At 56.8% G+C, this 19,988-nt stretch carries 14 protein-coding genes; 13 read left to right on the top strand and 1 reads right to left on the bottom strand.

The features are described 5' to 3' along the window. Positions 1–25: 25 nt before the first annotated feature. A complete protein-coding gene (locus XB14_RS30925; protein WP_077968153.1) occupies positions 26–1,336 on the top strand; it encodes an amidase in 1,311 nt (436 codons plus the stop codon). Positions 1,337–1,378: 42 nt separating this feature from the next. Here XB14_RS30925 and XB14_RS33425 read toward each other — a convergent pair whose 3' ends face one another. Further along, positions 1,379–1,540, bottom strand: a complete 162-nt coding sequence (locus XB14_RS33425; protein WP_179119713.1) for a hypothetical protein — start codon at positions 1,538–1,540, stop codon at positions 1,379–1,381. Positions 1,541–1,854: 314 nt separating this feature from the next. On the opposite strand from XB14_RS33425, the gene XB14_RS30930 reads away from it, so the two are divergent. From XB14_RS30930 to XB14_RS30990, 12 genes are all read left to right on the top strand, one after another. Next, positions 1,855–2,364: a hypothetical protein gene (locus XB14_RS30930; protein ID WP_077968682.1), complete on the top strand. Its 510-nt coding sequence runs from the start codon at positions 1,855–1,857 to the stop codon at positions 2,362–2,364. Between the two features lie 454 nt (positions 2,365–2,818). After that, positions 2,819–3,925, top strand: coding sequence for a DUF937 domain-containing protein (locus tag XB14_RS30935; RefSeq protein WP_077968155.1), 1,107 nt, complete (start codon positions 2,819–2,821; stop codon positions 3,923–3,925). A gap of 82 nt (positions 3,926–4,007) precedes the next feature. After that, positions 4,008–4,505 (top strand): hypothetical protein, encoded by a 498-nt coding sequence (locus XB14_RS30940; RefSeq protein ID WP_077968158.1) that lies wholly within the window; start codon positions 4,008–4,010, stop codon positions 4,503–4,505. Positions 4,506–4,801: 296 nt separating this feature from the next. Continuing rightward, the gene (locus tag XB14_RS30950; RefSeq protein WP_077968160.1) at positions 4,802–5,572 is read left to right on the top strand and encodes a hypothetical protein; all 771 of its coding nucleotides are present in this window, start codon (positions 4,802–4,804) and stop codon (positions 5,570–5,572) included. Continuing rightward, on the top strand, positions 5,565–6,128 hold the full coding sequence (locus XB14_RS30955) for a hypothetical protein (protein ID WP_077968161.1): 564 nt from the start codon (positions 5,565–5,567) through the stop codon (positions 6,126–6,128). Before XB14_RS30950 ends, XB14_RS30955 begins: the two co-directional genes overlap by 8 nt. Before the next feature lie 377 nt (positions 6,129–6,505). Further along, positions 6,506–7,297 (top strand): hypothetical protein, encoded by a 792-nt coding sequence (locus XB14_RS32985; RefSeq protein ID WP_143348624.1) that lies wholly within the window; start codon positions 6,506–6,508, stop codon positions 7,295–7,297. 669 nt (positions 7,298–7,966) lie between these two features. Further along, positions 7,967–9,301, top strand: a complete 1,335-nt coding sequence (locus XB14_RS30965) for a hypothetical protein (RefSeq protein WP_143348625.1) — start codon at positions 7,967–7,969, stop codon at positions 9,299–9,301. 280 nt (positions 9,302–9,581) lie between these two features. Next, positions 9,582–10,142 (top strand): recombinase family protein, encoded by a 561-nt coding sequence (locus XB14_RS30970; RefSeq protein WP_077968166.1) that lies wholly within the window; start codon positions 9,582–9,584, stop codon positions 10,140–10,142. Between the two features lie 320 nt (positions 10,143–10,462). Next, positions 10,463–13,516 (top strand): helicase-related protein, encoded by a 3,054-nt coding sequence (locus XB14_RS30975; protein WP_179119714.1) that lies wholly within the window; start codon positions 10,463–10,465, stop codon positions 13,514–13,516. Between the two features lie 9 nt (positions 13,517–13,525). Beyond that, a complete protein-coding gene (locus tag XB14_RS30980; protein ID WP_077968171.1) occupies positions 13,526–17,035 on the top strand; it encodes a type ISP restriction/modification enzyme in 3,510 nt (1,169 codons plus the stop codon). Positions 17,036–17,037: 2 nt separating this feature from the next. Continuing rightward, entirely contained in the window at positions 17,038–18,405 is a 1,368-nt protein-coding gene (locus XB14_RS30985; RefSeq protein ID WP_077968173.1) for a hypothetical protein, read from the top strand. Beyond that, a complete protein-coding gene (locus XB14_RS30990; protein ID WP_077968174.1) occupies positions 18,406–19,968 on the top strand; it encodes a helix-turn-helix domain-containing protein in 1,563 nt (520 codons plus the stop codon). Positions 19,969–19,988 lie beyond the last annotated feature (20 nt).

Consider the following 19,988-nt stretch of genomic DNA (forward strand, 5'->3'; position numbering starts at 1 on the left):
CTCCCAATTCGACAGGTCATCATCCGTGTCTCACTCCGCCAACAGCCCCGCCCGCGATCGCCTGGAACAGATCCTGAGCCGGCTCAACGATCGCCGGCACGAAGAAAGAGCCTTCATGCGCGTCTATGCGGAAAGGGCTCGCAACGAAGCGGACGCTTCCGACCGCCGCCGCCAGGCGGGGGACGGCCTTGGGCCGCTCGACGGCAAGATCGTTTCGATCAAGGACCTCTTGGATGTCGCCGGAGAACCGACGCTTGCCGGCTCCATCATCCGCCGCGATGCGGCCCCAGCCCAAAAAGACGCGCACGTCGTTGAGCGGTTGCGTGCTGCAGGCGCCGTGATTATCGGCAAGACGCATATGACCGAGTTCGCCTTCACAGCGGTCGGCCTCAACCCGCACTATCCCGTACCCGGCAATGCCACCGACGAAACCCTGATCCCCGGCGGCTCGTCCTCGGGCGCCGGCGTTTCGGCGGCAGAAGGCACCTGCGACATCGCCATCGGTTCGGATACCGGCGGCTCCATCCGCATCCCCGCGGCGCTGAACGGCATCGTCGGCTTCAAGCCGACGGCGAGCCGCATCCCGCTCGATGGCGCCTTTCCGCTATCGCCTGTTCTCGATTCGCTCGGGCCGCTCGCCCGGACCGTTGCCGATTGTGCGGCAGCTGACGCCGTGATGGCCGGCGAGCAGCCAAGACCGCCCGTCGCCCGCCCGATCGCAGGCCTTCGTATCGGTATTCCCCGCGGCAAGCTGTTTGAAGACCTCTCCCCCGAGGTCGCCGACGCCTTTGCGGCAAGCCTCGACCGACTGGCCAAAGCGGGTGCCAAGATCGTCGACTGCACCATAGATGACTTGATCGGCAAACTCGGCGAAGCGACGCGGATCGGCTCGATCGCCGGCCTGGAAGCAAGCCGGATCCACGCCGACTGGCTGAGCGATGAGGCGGCCCCCGTCGACGACAGGGTCAAGCTCTCGCTTCGCCGCCGCCTTTTGGTGCCCGACGCGGCTGTCTCGGCCTTGCTGCAAACCCGGCGCGCGCTCGCCGCCGCCATGGACGAGCGGCTCTCGCCCTACGATCTCATCGCACTGCCGACGACGCCGATTGCCGCCGTGCCGATTGCGAGCGTCGATACCGACGCGGCGGAATACGACCGCGTGGAGGGTCTGCTGCTGCGCAACTGCCAGGTCGCCAACCAGTTCGACCTGAACGCCATTACCCTGCCGATGCCGGGCCTCGTGCGGCCGGCTGGATTGATGCTGGTCGGGCGAAACGGAACCGATGCCACCGTACTGGCGTCAGCCCTGTCGGCCGAGGCGCTGCTGCAGGAGAATTGAGCGGCAACTGATGGTCATCGAATGAGAGGAGACGCGCTCCGCTCAATGCATCGTTTCGCCGGAGATCTCATCGCTCAGGATGCGGAAAGCATCCTCAAGCGCGGCGACCAGAACGTCGGTCAGTTCGTCGCCGTCGTTGTTCGCGAGATAGATGGCAACCATCCTGTCGGATGGGTCGCGGTAATGCTCGATATCGTTCGACATATCATTGTCCTTCATTCGCCGTGTCACATCCCGGCCATTGAGGTGACGATAGGCGAAGGGACTTGCGTAAAGCTGGATGCATGATGCCGAGGAGGGCACTTTGCAACCAGCGTCGCGTTGTTCTCCATCGCTCCGTAAACAGATCGGCCTGCAAAGGATAGAGGATAGCGCCCTATTTCGCTCGCACCAGGCCCGCGACCACGCTAGAGCATGTCGCGCAAAAACGCGGAACGCGGCAGAGAATGGGCGAGATCACCTCGGCCCACGAGCACGCTTTCGTCGAAACGGCCAGGACGAACGACGCGGGAACGAGCATGTCGAAGAAAACCAAGCGCGACGAAACCGCTGACCTGCAGCGCCTCAAGCTCGAATTCCCCGATATCCATGCCGATCTCATGGCCGGCCGCGTCGCGTCGCTGCGCAAGGCGCTTGTCGCGGCTGGGCTCAAGGAAGAACGCACCCGCCTCGACAAGCTCAAGAATTCCTGGGCCAAGGCAAGCCCCACCGAGCGTGAGACTTTCCTCAAGTGGCTGAGCAGCAATGGCCCCGAGGATGGGGCCGCCCCACAAGCTCGAATCGATCCACCGTTGGCAACACCCCAGGCGCATGCGATTGCCAGCGGCCGCTACCTGCTTCCCGAAACGATCGCCGAAATCCGCGCCATCATGAACCGCCGCCGGATGCGGGCGAACGACATCATGGCCGAGATGGGTTTTGCCGGCGACGACCTGTCCCTGACCCGCGCCCTGTCCAAGGGCGCAAGCCTGCGGCTTTCGGTGATTGCCGCGCTGGAAACCTGGCTCCGCAACAACGCCGCGGATTGAACCCGCCGGACGGCAGCACCGGCGCCAGCAGAGAAACCGCCGAAGTAACACGAGACAAACAGGATCCCTGGCCTCGGGGCCGGGGATTCGACCATAAACGCAGACGCCGGGTCGGCCCGGCCCGCGGGTGACGGCAAGCGTCCTGCGCTGTCGTCGCGGCCGGCGAACCGGCTCACACGGGCAGACGGTACGCCCGCTTCCTTCCTGCCTCGGGTGCCAGGTCACGGATGGCGCGTGTTCAATGCGCCGCGTTCCGCCGTTTCCTCAAGTTGCCGAGAACTGGCCATTTACATCCACAAGTGCTAATGTTTTCGGGCCAAAGGTTCCAGGGGAACCCGCCTCGCGGCCGACAATCAGATAAACGCGAATTGCTTGCAGCCAATTGCCGCTCCGTCGGACGACCGCTCCATGAGCGCTGTCGAAGTCCGGCGACATCAACGTGGAGGAACAGCCAATGGCCAGCAATCTTGTTTCGTATATCGCGCAGATGCTTACTCCTGACATGATCGCACGCATCGCTTCGGCGCTCGGGCTCGACAGCAACAAGGTGCAGGGCGCCGTCAGCGCTGCCATTCCCGCGGTGCTGGCGGGACTGGCGGGTGTCGCGGCGCAACCGGGCGGCGCGCAGAAGATCGCCGACACCGCCAGTCAACAGGGCGGATCGCTCGACAGTCTCATCGGGATGCTTCAGGGAGGCGATCAGGCAACGCTTGCCCAGAACGGGTCACAGATCATTTCGTCAATCTTCGGGGCGACGGACGGCAGTGCGCTTGCGAACGCCATCGGCGTGGTCTCCGGCATGGACCAGCGGGCGAGCGGTTCGTTGCTGGCGACGCTTGCCCCCCTTGTGTTGGGTGGCCTTGCCCGACAGAGCGGCGGCGATCTCAGCGCCAATGGCATCGCCGGACTGCTCGCGAGCCAGAAGGACAACATCGCGGCCGCCCTTCCCTCCGGCGCAAGAGAACTGCTTGGCGGAACGGGCTTGCTCAGCGGGCTCGGCGCTTCGGCGCAGTCTGCCGCGGCCTCGGCAAGCCAAACCGCCCGCAGCGCCGCGACCGCGGCTTCTTCCGTCGGTGGAGCCGGTCAGCGCGCAACAGAGGCGGCGACACCCTCCGGGTCGCGCAGCTGGCTCTACTGGGTGATCGCCGTGCTCGCGCTTGCAGCCGTGCTCTTCTATCTGTTCGGCAGGCCGAGCGGAGAAGTCGCGCCACAGGCTGGCACGGCAGGGCAGAGCTTGACCGTCGGCGGGATCGACGTCGGCCAGCAGGTCAAGGACGGCGTGGCCAGCCTGCAGACGACGCTGACCGGTGTTACGGACGCAGCATCGGCCACTGCAGCCCTGCCGAAGCTGGAGGAAGTTTCGAGCGGGCTCGACAAGGTCAGCGGCGCCATCGGGCAGATGTCGGCCGAGCAAAAGGCCGCGCTTGCGGCGTTGGTGACCCCGCTGATGCCGACGCTCAACGGACTGTTCGACAAGGTTCTGGCCATTCCCGGCGTTTCGGAGATCCTGAAGCCCACCATCGACACGCTGAAGACCAAACTGGCGGCGTTCACTGCCTGATGTTGCGCGACACCGGGATCCGCCACGAGGTGGCTGCCGGTGGCAATTGTCATGACACGAAATCGAACGAAGGAAGACGGCCATGGCTGACAAATCGACATTTACCGCTGACGAATGGACGCTGCTCCTGGAGAGCGTGATGATGGCCGGCATTGCCGTCACCGCGGCGGAACCGAGCGGCCTCTGGGGCATGATGAAGGAAGGTATCGCCAATAGCAGCGCCCTTCTGCAGGCAAAGACCGATGCCGCAGCAAATCCGCTGGTCAAGGCGCTGGTCGCCGACTTCGAAACCTCGGAAGGCCGGACCGCCGCCCGCGACGGCCTGCAGACGAAACTGAAAGGTGCCAAGCCGGAGGACATGAAGGCGAGGTGCATCGAAACGCTGAAACAGGCCCGGACACTCGTCGAGACCAAGGCGCCGGGTGATGTCGCGGCCTTCAGCGCATGGCTCTACCAGATCAGCCAGAAGGTGGCGGAAGCTGCCAAGGAAGGCGGGTTCCTGGGCTTCGGCGGCGTCGCCGTCAGCGACGCGGAGAAAGCCACCTTGTCGGAAATTTCCGCGGCGCTGAATGTCACCTAGCGCAGCTGCGTTTCGCCGCGGAAACACGGAACGTGCCGTCAGCCCGGCCGCCGACGCCCTTGCCCGGGGGCGCAAGGGCGTCGATGTGTATCGTTCGGCGAGCAGCAATCGATGGCGGCAACGCCGCGACATCGCGAAGCCCGCCAGATGGAGCGAGGTCATCTATTGACGCGGCGCACGAACCGCGGGCAACGGACTGATATTGATCCATTGGTGCTTGCGGACACGCGCCCGAAGCCAAAAACAGAGATCGAGGCTGTTGGCGATTCGTATGCGGGACGCCGGAAGCCGAGCTGATGGAGCGTTCGTTAAGAAAGACGAACGCAGGAATCTTCCATGAGTCGCCCCAAATCGGGCTGCTTCGCATATTGTGTGGTGGTGAGATAGATTATGGCGGAGAGGGTGGCCGCCCATATAAAGGACAAGAACGTGCGGCGACATTCAGTCACGATTACATCGAGCCTTGGCTTCAGGTCTATTCGGAGAATTGGGAACTGCCGGTCGGCAAGAAAACTACGGTCGATCTCGTGACCGTCGGAGGCACTCTAGGGTTTGAACTGACTGCGGGCAGCGTCAACTATCTGACCGGCTCGATCGATCCGAAAGTTATCGGCGAGAAGAACAATTTCGCCCTCAATGTCGCGTTGGGCTACATGCTCGACTCACGTCGTGCAGGGATTAGCATGCGCGTCAAATTTGCTGGCAGCGAACCCGAGTGGTTTATCCCGCCGATGAGCCAGCTGGAAACCTATGAAGTTAAGTCTGCGCTCGACAAATGCATCGCCAGCCTTCGAAGCAAAGCGTCAGACTATTATTCACGCAGTGGTGGGAAGCTCGAACGTAAGACATCGCCATTCGATCAATCAGACGCCTCGGATACGACGCCGTCGACAGCCACCTTCGACGAAGACTCGGCGGCATCAGCTTCTCCTCCGGTGCAAGCGTGGACGGAATGGCGCTTCGAGAGTGTGGAGGAAGAGGAATCGAATATCTGTTTCGCCGAAACGGAGGCCGGTGACGCAAAGGTCGGCTTCATGGCTCGTCCCGGTGGAGACGTTGATGGTTAGTGGTCAAACAACCACGACGTGGACGGTCGACAACAAGGCACCTCATGTTCTCGATGGAGTTGAGGACGCCTATTTTGGCTGGCACAGCTTCGAAGAGGTGTCGGAGGCGCTTGTCGCTGATGTTGCTGTCGGCAATGAATTGAGGATCGCCAAGCTGGGTGAAAAACGCCTCCTCGTCCCACTACAGGGGGCGCAGCAGGCGCTCTTGTCTCTTGCCGAGTGTGTCAGCAAGCCAAAGCCCGCTTCCGACGCTGCGGGCCTACAAACCGACCCGCAACCGGCCAGCAAACGCGACAGATTGTGCCTGCTTGAGGTCAAGGGCGAGAAGGTTATTGACGGAGCGTGCACATGGGAACCCTACGGTACAAGTGGGCCCGCTTTTCAGATGAGCGCGAACGGCTACTTCGCCATCCTGATGTTGGAAGACGCCGACAACGCCATCGGTTACTGGAACGAGACCGCGAATTCCGTTCACGCTCACGCGGAGCTCGGAAAGCTCAGTAGGAGCGGCGATTGCTGGGCTAACAACGACGTACGTATGTGCTCTCGAAGATGAGTTTAAGTGGGGCGAACGGGCTCCATCTCGCAGCAATGCTTCCTCGCTTTCTGCCATCTCCGACGATCGCGATGAGCGAGTTTAGGCAACCATGTTCTTTGGCCGATTGGGAAGTTTGAAAAGCTCAGATTGAAGCGAGGTTACGGCGAAAGCAGAGGCGACAATCTCCGCTGGCCGAATCGTCGCAAGCGGTGGACAGCTACTGAATCACAGCACAAACCTAGGTCAAATAACCTTTGCGAAGCCGCCGTGCGTGGCTAGTCCGAAGATGCATCTGGCATCTTCCGGTTGCTGGGACTAAGATAACGGTAGTGGGGGGTATACAGCGCGTGATTACCCGACGCACATTTCTCGAGACTTCGCTTGCGGGGATGTTCTTGCCGATCCCGCTTGCCCAAAGCATGCAAGAAGAGAATCCGATTTCGCTCCTATGTGAGCCCGAGCCATCTATCTTTCATCAGCACGTAGTCCGCGAATTGAAAGCTTTGAGTGCTCGCCTTGGCGGGTCACTTTCCGTGACTTACATCCCGTCCTCGATTGAACCTCATGACCTTAAGGAATACATCAAAATCGTAGCTGGACCTAACCGACGGCCAGTGGTTTTGGCAGAGCAAGACCCACCTTGCTTTTGTTCTCTCGATCTACCTCGCCTGCGGATCGGCGGTGACATTGACAATATTATTGTCGCTGAGCAATTGGCGCCCGTAATTCGAGAATGGCAGGATTGTTCCTATCCACGTCATATAATTGCTTTGCATGATCTACACACTGTTTCATATCAGCTTGATGGCAACTACTCTTCAATTCAGCGGATGAGCCTGCCATTTGAGGAAAGTCCTGTTGGGCAGTTCAATTTTTTGTATTCCGAGCTGGCTCGCTGCAACAATCATTGCATCTCGGTTGTTTCCTTATCAAAGCACTGTAGTCGGATCGCGGCACGGGTTGCTGTTAGTCTAGATCGGGTCAAGACTATTGAGGTCGCAGGCATCGGATTTGCTCCAGACTTTGCATCCTTTGTCTTCCACGGAAAGTTGCGAAAGCTGTTCTATTGGGATGCAGAAGGAGTAGCCGGCAGGGCGTTTCGCGCAATTGCGGAGCACGAGCCGTTTGACGGCATCGATTTCTCCAGCGTGCCTTACAAGGTCTGTGAATTTCATGGACTATCATAGGGGGTCCCATTGCCTTCAGTCGTTCGGTCAGTCACGACACACGACGTCCCTTCTGGACTCAGCCGTCCTGGCGATAGAACAGGTCGGAATGCCGACATTCCCGGCACTCCGTCGTATTTTTCAGATGTCCTCCAAGGACAGCTAGTGGATGCTATCCACAATCGATTCTACATCGACATGTCGGGAATAGGCTCAACCTCCAGCGCCTTGGACCTCTCTAAAGTCATTCCGGAATTTGTAGTTGGCTTTTCTATGAATGAGAGGGACAGGCAAGCTGCTCAGGACGCGATGCGAATGGTTGACGCAGTCGCTCTAACAGCCGCTTTCTTCCTAGTGCCTATTGATGCGAAACATGGTCAGGAAATTGCTGCAAGGCTAGGCGCCTATACGGACGCCCTAAACCAGCTTGTCTTAGCCATATTAGCTAATGACTCTGACATTCCCCTACCCTATGCACGCGATTTCCTTCGAGACTCGTTCGAGAAAGAACGCAAAACAAGGGAAGAGCTGAGGGACGAAATCGGCCGATCCTATTACGACCGCGGGCTGACTCCACCGGCTATCTTGGACGGTCCTAGCTTCGAACATGATTATGACACTGAACCGCGAGGCCCGGACGAGCCCCCCGGAGACACGGGTGAGACATACCACGCTTAGAGGATAGCGGCTATGGCACTTGCAACACTGTTTCTCAAGCCCTCCTTGATGAAGGAATTTCCGAAGACGCTCGAAGAATTCGAGCATACAATTGGATTTCATATATCAAGTAAAATTTCCGAGATATCCAATGAAATTCCCCGTCATGATTATGTTCAGGTGGAATTTCTTCTTAGAGATTGCAGCAGAGTTTTGGAAAGATGCTTAGCATATAGGCGAGAATATTTGGATCTGGATGCGCGAGCGGTCGCCCGCGCGGCGGAGCTTAAATTGTTTCGACTGCAGCGACCTATCTTAGAAGCTATAGAAAGTCAGGGGGAAACCCAAGGCGTGTTTGAAGCTGAAAACAACGGGTACATTTCCGCCGAAACTGCCTTTCGTTCAGACGTCAGTGCGCTAGGAAAGGGCTTCGCGGAAGCTTACTCAGGCATGAAGGGAACACTTCAAGCTAGGCGCGGCTTGGAGGAAAGCCGTCTTCAGCTGATCAGTCAGAAGTGGCAAAACCTCGCCGCGCACGAGGATTCTATAGAGGCAAAATCCGCAACAACCGGACACTCTCTTAACTATGGAGACCGAGCACGGCGTGTAAGAGAGTTTCTTATTGACGACGTTACGGAAGCTTTTCTCAAGTCAAAGGCGGTCAATGCAGGACTCAAGTATCTGTTCGGTACTGAGGATTCGCTTCCGGCGCCTCATAGTCCGGACGGCTCTGTAAATGAAGACTATTTGGACGAGCTTGTTGACTGGTGCAGGCGATCGGTAAGGAATTTGGAAACGTTTACTGACCGGGATATCGACGTCCGATATATCGTTCCTGTAATCGGTCGCAGGCTTAGCGAGTCTAATGCCAAGCAGTTTGTAACGACCGTCACCGATGCGGCCTACAAGTCGGCCTTCGCTAGTAATTCAACTACAAACCTAGAAATAGATCTTACGAATTTCTTTCCGCCGCAGATAAAGAAGCTACGGCTACGTAGCGTGGGCATCAGTGTAGTGCGGGCAGATGATGATAAGCCTGCTGGGAGGGCTCTGAGATACAATGCAATTCTCTTTCCTCCTGAAATTCCTGACCCCTTCTCAGTACTGGGAGGGTCCATAGCCCGTGTGCCGGTGCTGCTTACCAGTATAACCACCGATGAATCGGTTGAGATGGCCGAAGGCACCAATACTAATAACATCAACCCGGCCGGTATCTGGCGTCTGGCGATAGGTACAACCGTCCTGACTCGTGGGACGAATTCGCCGTCCAAGAACGCAATGACACCATTAGACCTTCGCCTGCACCTCACGATTAGTTGCCAGCCCAGCGCGAGTTTGGCGGATTGGAAAGACGTAGCACTCCTCTAAGAGGACGTTAGGCGCGAGGAGTAACGGGTTCACTTCGGCCCCCTGCTGGGCCTAGATTGGCCGGCCGTTGCGTCCAGATGTCCTCTTTTGTGCGCGCCTAGTCGGCGGCAACAGGTCGATTCAAGCCGTCGATTTGAATCGTTGAACTGGATTACGCGGAAGTAACCATAGGGTATACCCCGACGTGACAGATCGCGATGTGACATCGCAATCGTAACATCTGGGTTGACGCCGCCTATTTGTGACAATGTAGCCTTTGGCCTAAACCTTGAGGTTACACATGGCCCGCATTGGTTACGCACGTGTTAGTACCACCGACCAGGATTTGCAGGTTCAGCTCGATCGGCTTCGATCGGAGGGCTGCGAAATCGTTCGATCGGAGAAGTTGTCTGGGGGAACGCGCGAAGGTCGCACTGAACTTGCGACGGTGATCGAATTCCTTCGGCAAGGCGACGAGCTGGTTGTTACGCGGCTGGACCGGCTCGGGCGTGACACCCGCGATGTCCTGAACATCGTTTATGAGTGCCAACAACGAGGCGCGTTCGTGACCGTGCTTGACCCTCACGTTTCTACCCGCGGAGAAATCGGCCACGTGGTGTTGACTGTGCTAGGGATGGTCGCACAGATGGAGCGGAGGTTCATCAAGGAACGTCAGCGCGAGGGTATTGCTCGCGCGAAGGCCGCACGTACGTATAAGGGGGGTAGTCCACGTTTGGACCACAATCTCATTCGCAAGCTACATGGAGAGGGCTTGGGGGCATCAGCTATCGCAAAACAGGCGGGATGTTCGCGAATGCAGGTGTATCGCGTATTGGCGAAGGCTGTGGCGGTCGCTACCTGACCTTACGGGCTGAGTGAAGGCAGTAACATTGACGGTCCGCGCCTGGGATCAAAACACAACAAGCTGCTTGCTTTATATTGTCTAGCCGCGAGGTCCTACGACAAGATCATTTTGTCGGCTATGAGCTGGAGACCAGTTTCAGCGCGCAGCGGTGCGCTGGTCACAAAGATGTTCATTCCTCCATTTTTGGCTATCTTCGGCCGGACGAACCTGTATCACTTAATCGCTAAAGTTGTTGGAATGGGTCAATGCCTAAACGCTCAAGCCATAAGGTCGGAAGTGAACTCTTTATCGTTGACAATAGTACCGATGATTGGAAGGTGGTTCGCTACCTGAGAGATTGGTGTGCGCTCTCCAAAAGATTCGATATCGCCACGGGCTACTTTGAAATCGGATCGCTTCTCGCGCTTGAAGGTGAATGGGCCAAGGTTGAAAAGATACGCGTGCTCATGGGCGACGAGGTGTCTCGCCGGACCAAGAAGGCTTTCGAAAGGGGGCTCGCTGAGATTAGTGCGAGGCTAGACGAGAGCCTTGACCGAGAAAAGAGCAAGAACCATTTTCTCAAGGGGGTAGATGCCGTTGCAGACGCAATCAGCGCCAAGCAGATTGAGTGTCGCGTCTACCGCAAGGACAAGTTTCATGCCAAAGCTTACATTACTCACGCCCATCTTGACGTAGTAGGCTCGTCTGCCCTCGTCGGCTCCTCGAATTTCACGCTTCCAGGTTTAACTCAGAACATTGAGCTCAACGTTCAGGTAACAGGTACTCCGGTAGCCGTGCTCCAGGAATGGTTTGAAGAGCACTGGGATGAAGCTGAAGATGTGACGCCCGAACTGCTCAACGTAGTTGAGAAGCATACCCGCGACTATCAGCCCTTCGAAGTCTATGCGCGATCTCTTCAGCAGTATTTCCTGGGCCATGAGGAAACGGCCGGTGAGTGGGAGAAGCGGAACTCTCGTATTTTTCCGATCTTGGCCAAGTACCAACGAGATGGATATGGGGGTCTGCTCAAGCGGGCGGAGAAATACGGGGGTGCCTTTCTTTGCGACGGCGTCGGTTTGGGTAAGACGTTCGTGGGCTTGATGCTGATCGAGCGTTTCGTAGTGCACGAGGGCAAAAATGTTGCCCTCTTCGTTCCGAAAGCAGCCAAAGAGGCGGTTTGGGAGCGCGAACTAAAAAAACGGCTCCCCCATCTTTTCAAAGGTTTCGCCAATCTGCGCATATACAGCCACACCGACCTGATGCGTTCCGCGATGCGGGAAGAACTCGACCAGATCGCTAAACAAGCAGACGTCATCATTGTCGACGAGGCGCATCATTTCCGGAATACTGGTATCCGTGGTTTGGATGTCGAAGAGCGCAAATCGCGCTATTGGCGCCTTTATGACATCGCTGAAGGAAAGCAGGTTTTTCTGCTAACCGCGACACCGATCAACAACCGTTTGACCGACTTCCAACATATGGTCGAACTCTTCTCTCGACATCGCGCGGATTATTTCGGCGGAGGAACTCTCGGTATCCACTCACTGCCTGGCTACATCCGGCAGCTTGAGAAACAGATCGAAGGTGAGATCTACGGCAAGAGCGATGACGAGCGTGTGGAGTTGATCGGGGCCGAAGTTTCTACGCGCCTTTATGCGGATCCACTAATTGACGCCTTGGTCGTCCAACGTAGTCGTAGCTACGTAAAGGAGAGCATGAAGCGTGAGGGGGACGGTGATGTCATGTTCCCGGAACCGCGCAAGCCCACGGTGGCCGAGTATTCTGTGCGGCAAACCTACGGAAAACTACTGGAGATGGTCGCAAACGCGTTCCACAAACGCGAGCCATTGTTCGTACTCGGGATTTACAACCCTTATGCTTATTACAAAGGTGATACCGAGGACGTTGCAACGGCCTTGGAGCGCGGACGCCTTAAGCAAGTGGTTGCTCTGATCAGGACTAGCTTCCTGAAGCGTTTCGAAAGCTCTGCGGAGGCTTTCAAGCAGTCTTGCTGGAGACTCTTGCAAAAGCTTCTTGCCTGGCTGGAGGTTCATTGCGAAACCGATCACGAAAAAGCGCAACTTGATCGATGGAAACGCAAACACGCGAAGCTGCTCGGTTACAAGCCGGACCGGGACCTCTTCGATGCTGATGTAGATGAGGACCTGATCCCGGCTGAACTTATCGAGGACATCGAAAAGGACAAGCTGGACCGGCGTGAGTTTAAGGTCGAGGAAATTATCACCGACAGCCTCGCCGACCTGGAGCAGCTTGCGGACTTCCTCTACGAGCTTGAAAAATTCAAACCGAGCCAAGATCTGAAACTCAAGAAACTGATCCAGCTTTTGACTAAGGATCCCGTGCTTTCGAAGCACAAGGTACTCATCTTCAGTGAGTTTGGAGACACGGCGAGATATCTCGCAGCCCACCTCAAGGAAGGCGGGATCGATGGTGTTGAACAGATCGACAGCGGCACAAAGGGCGACCGAACGAAGGTCATTCAACGCTTTGCCCCCTACTACAACGACAGCAGCAGCAAGGAACAAGGCGACCGGGAGATCAGAGTTCTAATCTCAACTGATGTCTTGTCAGAAGGCCTTAACCTTCAAGACGCGACCCGGCTGATCAATTATGACCTCCACTGGAATCCCGTCAGGTTGATGCAGCGCATTGGTCGTGTAGATCGTCGAATGAACCCCGAAGTAGAAGCCCGGATACTGAAGGACCATCCGGACCAGCAGGGACTGCGCGGAACTGTCGCCTACTGGAACTTCCTGCCTCCCGAAGATCTGGACGAGTTGCTACGCCTTTATGGCAAGGTAGCACACAAGACGCTTCGTATATCGAAAACGCTTGGCATCGAGGGCAGAAAGCTACTCCGTGAAGATGACGATTACGAAGATCTTCGGAACTTTAACGAACAGTATGAGGGCCAGCAAAGCCCAGATGAGCAGCTTCACCTGGAGTGGCAGGACCTGATCAAGGAGCATCCTGCCCTTGAGGAAATGCTAAACAGTTTCCCCAATGCGGTCTTCAGCGGGAAGCAGAACATCAAGCCCGGCACGCGCGCAGTCTTCTTTTGTTATGCACGTCCGGCACATGACAAGGCGGCGAGTGAGCGGTCGGGCGACGATGTTTGGACAGCCGAGGCCGGTGACGTGCAGTGGTATCTTTACGATGTCTCCAGCGGCAAGGTCTTCGAGGACGCGCCTCTGATGGCAGAATCGATCCGCTCCGATCCGTCGACCCCGCGCCGGGTCGAGATCGAACGCTTGCAGCTCTCCGATATTCGATCAGCAGTAGAGAAGCACATAACCAAGACTTTCTTGCGCAAGGTTCAGGCACCTCTCGGCGTCGGGCCTGTTCTGAAGGCGTGGATGGAACTGAACTAAGGGGCGACAATGGCGGGCATATCAGCGGCTGAACTTTCAAGGATCAACAGCTTTCCGAAGCTGGTCGATCTGCTTCGGGATCACCTCGAATGGCCTATCGAGGAAGACTATGGCTTTGAGGATGTGGTCTACGAGTATGAGGCCAATGAGCTTGGCCTTAAGCCTGAGGAGATCGCGAAGATCCGAGAGATTCATCAGTTGCGGCCGCTGGCGACCAGCCAGCCGTGGGGTATCTTCTTCATATCATTCGAGGACAAAGTTCTTTCCGTTACTGTTCTCCGTCGCATCCTAAAGAATTTGATCGTCAAGAAGCGGGCTGGTGCCCAGGCATCGGATCGGCAGGCCTGGGACAAAAACGATCTCATTTTTGCCGCCAATTTTGGGAGATCGGGCCACCGTGAGCTCGCCTTTGTGCACTTCTCTGATGGAGCACAGTCACGGGACCTACCTGTCATGCGGGTGTTGGGGTGGAACGCGAAGGACACCCAGCTTCACAATGACTATGTCGGACGTACCCTTACCGAAAAGCTTCGCTGGCCGGATGACCCTAGGGACCAAAAGAAATGGCGCGAGGACTGGGCTTCTGCGTTCGAGCTTCGCCTCAACGAGACCATTCGAACATCCAAGGAACTCGCTCTACGGTTGGCCGTATTGGCCACGGAGATCAGAGCGCGCGCCAACGAGCTGCTCGCAGCAGAAACAGACCGCGGCCCGATGCGGACCATGCTCGAAGCCTTTCGCAAGAATCTCATTCATGACCTGGACGAAGACGGCTTTGCCGACATGTTTGCGCAGACGATCGCCTACGGCATGTTGGCAGCACGCATTTCCCGTCCCACAGGGATCGTCGCTGACAATCTCGCCGATATGGTGCCTAAGACCAACCCATTCCTAAAGGAACTCTTTGCGAACTTTCTCGCGATCGGTGGTCATGACAAGCGGCAGAGCCTGGACTTCGATGAGCTCGGTGTCCGCGATGTCGTTGACATGTTGAACACGGCCAACATGGAAGCAGTTCTTCGCGACTTTGGCGATCGCAATCCAAAAGAAGATCCGGTCATTCACTTCTACGAACTATTCCTGAAGGAATACGACCCGGAGAAGCGCATGCAGCGCGGCGTCTTCTACACCCCGCGGCCTGTGGTGAATTTCATTGTCCGGGGGGTCGACGAAATCCTGCGGACTGAGTTCGGGCTCCCCCTAGGTCTCGCCGATACCAGTACTTGGGCGGAACTCGCGGCGCGGAACGAACGCGTCATAATCCCCGCGCATGTGAAGCCTGAAACTCCCTTCGTCCAGATTCTTGATCCGGCCACCGGCACCGGTACCTTTCTGGTAGAGGTAATCGACCTGATCCACAAGCGGATGGAAGAGCATTGGAAGGAGCAGCGCAAGTCGGCGGCTGAGATAAAGTCCGCCTGGGACGCTTATGTGCCCAGGCATCTATTGCCGCGGCTAACGGCCTTCGAGCTGATGATGGCGCCGTATACCATCGCGCATATGAAGATCGGGTTGAAACTGGCGGAGACAGGTTACACCTTCGGATCGGCAGAGCGCGCCCGTATCTACTTAACCAACGCTCTGGAACCGGCGCGCGATTTGGATATGGAGTTCATCTTCATGTCCGAGGCTCTGGCGCACGAAGCGCAGGCATCAAATGAAGCGAAAGCAAAAACGCCCTTCACCGTAGTCCTCGGTAACCCGCCCTACGCAGGGCATTCGAAGAACAACAACATACTTGAGATGGTTAGCCTTGTGCACGACTACAAGAAGGACTGGCCGGAGCTTCTGAAGCCTGGACAGGGTAAATGGCTGCAGGATGATTACGTTAAGTTCATTCGACTGGCTCAATACAAGCTCGATCGAACCGGATACGGAGTACTCGGCTATATCACAAGCCACTCCTTCTTGGATAACCCGACCTTCAAAGGGATGCGTACGAAACTGAAGGAGAGTTTTGGGCAAATCCGCGTTTTAGATCTCCACGGGAACGTCAAGAAAAAAGTGAAAGCGCCCGACGGCACGGCCGACGAGGGCGTCTTCGAAGGCGTCGCTCAGGGGGTCGCGATCACGGAAGCGATCAAGCTTCCAAGTTTCGAATCCTCAAGCCAACTCTGGCGCGACGATTTGTTCGGCTCAGAGACAGAGAAACTCGATTTTTTGGTCAACCCTTCCGCGCGGATTTCTGGGCAACAAAAATGCCCTATCGTTCTTCCCGAGTGCTTCTTTGAGACGATCGACTCGGACCTCAAGCTGGAATGGCAAGAGTTCGAAGGTCTGCCGCGAGTAATGGGTGAGAATGGCGACCCAGCGCCCGGCATCGTCACAACACACGACGAGTACGCCATTTCCTTTACCGAAAGTGAGCAAATCGAGAAGGTAGAATGGCTGATTGCAACCCCTGACGAAGAAACTGCGAGAGGACGGCTGCGTCTCTGCACGCAGAGCCAATGGAACTACAGCGTCGCGAAACGGACTCTTAGTCGTGTGGATTGGAAACGTAGTCTTGTATCGGTGGCATATAGACCCTTCGATCATCGAGTGACGGTATACAACAACCAAGTAGCAGTACATCTGCGCGACCGTGTGATGCGACATATGAGTGGCACAAAAAACATTGCTCTGTCGACTGTCAGGCAACTTGCTACTACCCCTTGGGAGCACGTGCTCGCATGTGACGCGATTCAAGACGACTGTTATGTGTCCAATCGCACAAAGGAGCGCGGCTATCTGTTCCCGCTTTGGCTCAAGCCCTCGGCGGGAGAGCCACACCGCCGCCCCAACATCGACCGCGCCTGGGCTCAGACTATAGGAAAGGACCTCGGCCTGAGTTACGAAGACGGCATCCCCCGCGGTGAACAGAAGAGCGTGGGCCAAGACTTGCAATGCACGAAGGATGAACAATGCGGCCTGCTCGACGCCACCTGGGAAGGCCGCGGCGATCTGCAAAAGTCCTTCGGCCCCCGCGACCTGTTCGACTACATGTATGCCGTCTTACACAGCCCCGGCTATCGCAGCCGTTATGCCGAATTCCTGAAATCCGACTTCCCACGCATCCCTACACCCAGGGCGCGAGCCACCTTTTCGGCCCTAGTGGGCTTCGGTCGCCAGCTCATCAGCCTTCACCTGCTAGGGTCTGATGATGCACCACTCTTGGATTCGCCCGACATCCGCTTCGCAGGCACTGGTGAGGCGCGGGTGGAAAAGGGCTATCCCGACTATAACAACGGTCGAGTGATGATCAGCGCTACACGATGGTTCGAAGACGTGCCGAAGGAAACATGGGAGTTCCGCGTTGGCGGCTATCAAGTCTGCGAAAAGTGGTTGAAGGACCGCGCAGGCAAGGGGGGCAAGAACCCCAGTCCCGGTCGCGTGTTAACCGGCGAGGACACTCTGCACTATCGCCGTATCGTTGTGGCCCTGACAGAGACCCGCCGTCTGATGGCAAAGATCGACACCGAGATTGATAAGCACGGCGGCTGGCCGGGTGCCTTTGTGACGGGACCCGGGAACGCCTGACCATGGATTCTTTCCAATTCGAGATTGTCAATGTGATTGCGACGAAGGCTACGCGAAAACAGCGCGTGACCTATCAACAGGTCGGTGAGGCGGTAGGATGGGGACACCCAACCGGACGTGGCTTGGGACCGCATCTTGAAGTCGTCCTGCGCTATCTTGCGGACCGGGGCCTCCCCCCACTGACGACGATTGTGGTCAAGAAAGGGCATCGTCATCCGGCAGAAGATGCGATGGTCTATATTCGGAGCGCACTCGGCGACATTGATATCGAGTCGGCACAGCAGGAAGTCTTCTCCTTTGACTGGAACGCGGTTCCGGAGCTGGCTCCTACAAAGGATAGGCTGCCAGATGATCGTGCTGTTTGGCTGACGTCGTTCTGGGGTTTCGATCCTGCGGGCTGGGGGTGCATTGGTTTCGCAGACGAGTGGCGGCGCAATGCATATTTGAGAAACTCCCAGCCTGGCGGACTGGTCGCAATTTACGTGACCAAGAACAAGGGCCCTGAGAACATGCGGGGCAAGGTGGTCGGTGTGTTGGAGATCTCGCATGAAGCCGGGCATGCGAAGAGTTTCATCTCTGGTGAGCATTGGGCAGCAAAGGAGCTAGATCCGGCGCAGAAGGGTAAATGGCTCTATGCGGTAAAGGCCACACGCGCCTGGCGGATTGTGCCTGAAGACTGGAAGCCGGTCGACGAGCTTTTCCCGCAGGCCTATGGAAGTACGAACGCGGAACTGATCGGCGCGAACGGCGTACCTATCCACGAGGAAGAAGCGGCTGCTCTTTATGAACTCGATGTATACGAAGTACCCGTCTACGGACAATCGGCGCCAGTTGACCCGACAATACAGACGCTGGAATCAGCACTCGCCCCAAGTCGTGCAGTAAGACCGCCGTCGAGCCCTTACTGGGTCGGCGAAACCGATGGTCCGAAACACCTCTACATCCTCAAACTGATGGGGGATATCGCGGCCTATCTGGGGCGGCCGGCGAAAGAGCTGGAAGAAAAGCACATCATCAAGGTTGGCTTCTCTAAAAGCCCTTATGCCCGACGGGACCAAATTCAGAGTGCTTATCCGAAGGGCGCATTCAATTGGGAGGTTTTTAAGCCAAATCCTCAGCCAGATGCCGCACCCTATGCAAACGCCGAAGTGGCGATAGCAGGAGAAGATGCGATGAAGAAAAGGCTTGTTGAAGAAAAGGCTGAAGTGCTTGGAGGCGAGTTTTTCCTCGCTGACGATTGGCTGATCTATAGCGCTTGGGCCGCAGGCAAGATGGCCGCGGAAAAAGCTCAAACAGCAGCCGAGGTTTCGGCGGCGGCGACAAGCTTTGACCAGTTCGGCGACGTGTTTCAGAAGGTCTTCGAGGTTTAAATGGCAAAGCGCAGCATAACTGATCGAGAGATAGGCTTGATCAAGGCGATGTTGGCGCGTGAAATGAAAAACAAGGACATACAGTTCTACTTCAATCGGCAAGATCGCGCCGTCAACTCGGGCCGTATCACGCAGATCCGGGATAAGAGCTATGGCCCCGAAGTTCCACAGGCTTCGGAGAATGACCTGAATCTATTTCTGTCGACTTTCAAGCCGGCGGCCATTGGGGCCATGGTCACTCATTCCTTCGTAGCATCTGAGCCGACCCCGGAGGAACGTGCTAGATCGCTATTCGAGATGCGTGGCCGGTCGGGCTGGTTCTTGAAGACGCATGAATCAGAAACTACCGAATGCAAGGAATCATTCTGCCTCAAGCCAGAGCATCGATTTGCAGATCCCCTGCGATCGATAGCAGGGCTCGCCAACAACAATGGCGGCTTTGTTTTCTTCGGTGTCAAGGAGCTTCCAGACGGCAGCTTGAACGTCGTCGGCCTCAATGACGAAACCTTTGCGCTCACCGACCCAGCCGATTTGAATAGAAGCCTAGCAGGCTCGTTGAACCCCGTTCCTGTATTCACGATGTTCAGTCTTGAGTTTGACGGGCGACGGGTGGGTGTCGTGCATGTCCAAAAACATGATCTACCACCGGTTATCGCAATCAAGAACGTCAACAACGAGTTCAGGGAAGGCGCGATCTATTATCGATACGTCGGCGAAACTCGGGCGATCAAACCAGGCGAGTTGCAGCAGATTATTACTTATCGCGAACAGCGCGCCATCTCCGAATTCTCTAACCGCATCTCGCGGGTAGCTATGGGAGCGGCGGCGACGCTTGATCTGGACACCGGCAAGGTGCAAGGCCGCGTCGGCAGCTTCATGATCGGCGAGGAACTGTTGCCCAAAATTCAGTTCATACGAGAGGGACAGTTCTCGGAAAGGGATGGTGCACCGGCGCTGAGACTGATCGGAGATGTCGAGACGACTTCAGAGCGAGCCCAGGTTGTCAGAGACAACATAACGCCTGACGCGACCATACGAAATTTTCTCACCAGTGTCGTGGTAAAGGAGCCGCGGCAATACTTGCTTCACTCGGCGCACTCGAATCGGGAATGGCAGCCCATCTGGTACTATGTTCATTTGGCTAGTCTGACTGTTGAAGGCGCGCTTGAGCTTATGCAGAGAGAGGAGGCGAGCCAGCCCAGCCACCGTGATGGTGTTATTGCACGCCTAACCGGAAAGCGAACAGCCTTTAACGTCAATCAAGGCAAGCCTAGGCATTTGGTCGCGGCGTTCGCCAAAGGTGAAATCGATGAACCTGCAGACGTCACAGACGCCCACAAATTTGCTCTCGCGGTGCAGGGTCTTCCTGAGGGTCAGGGGAATCTCGATTTGTTTCGGCAGATTCTATCGAAGTGCTATGGGCTTTCGAACGGTCAGACGACGCAGCAACGCAATCTCCGCAGTGCGGTGTTCAGGGCAGCTTGCCGGCTTGACGAGCTATTGTATCGATCCAAAGGTGAACAAAACATCTCCGCTACGGAACGGATCCAAGCCCTGAGTTAGGGCTGCCCACTTCACTGCAA

Source organism: Ensifer adhaerens (assembly GCF_002007205.1).
GTDB lineage: Bacteria > Pseudomonadota > Alphaproteobacteria > Rhizobiales > Rhizobiaceae > Ensifer > Ensifer adhaerens_D.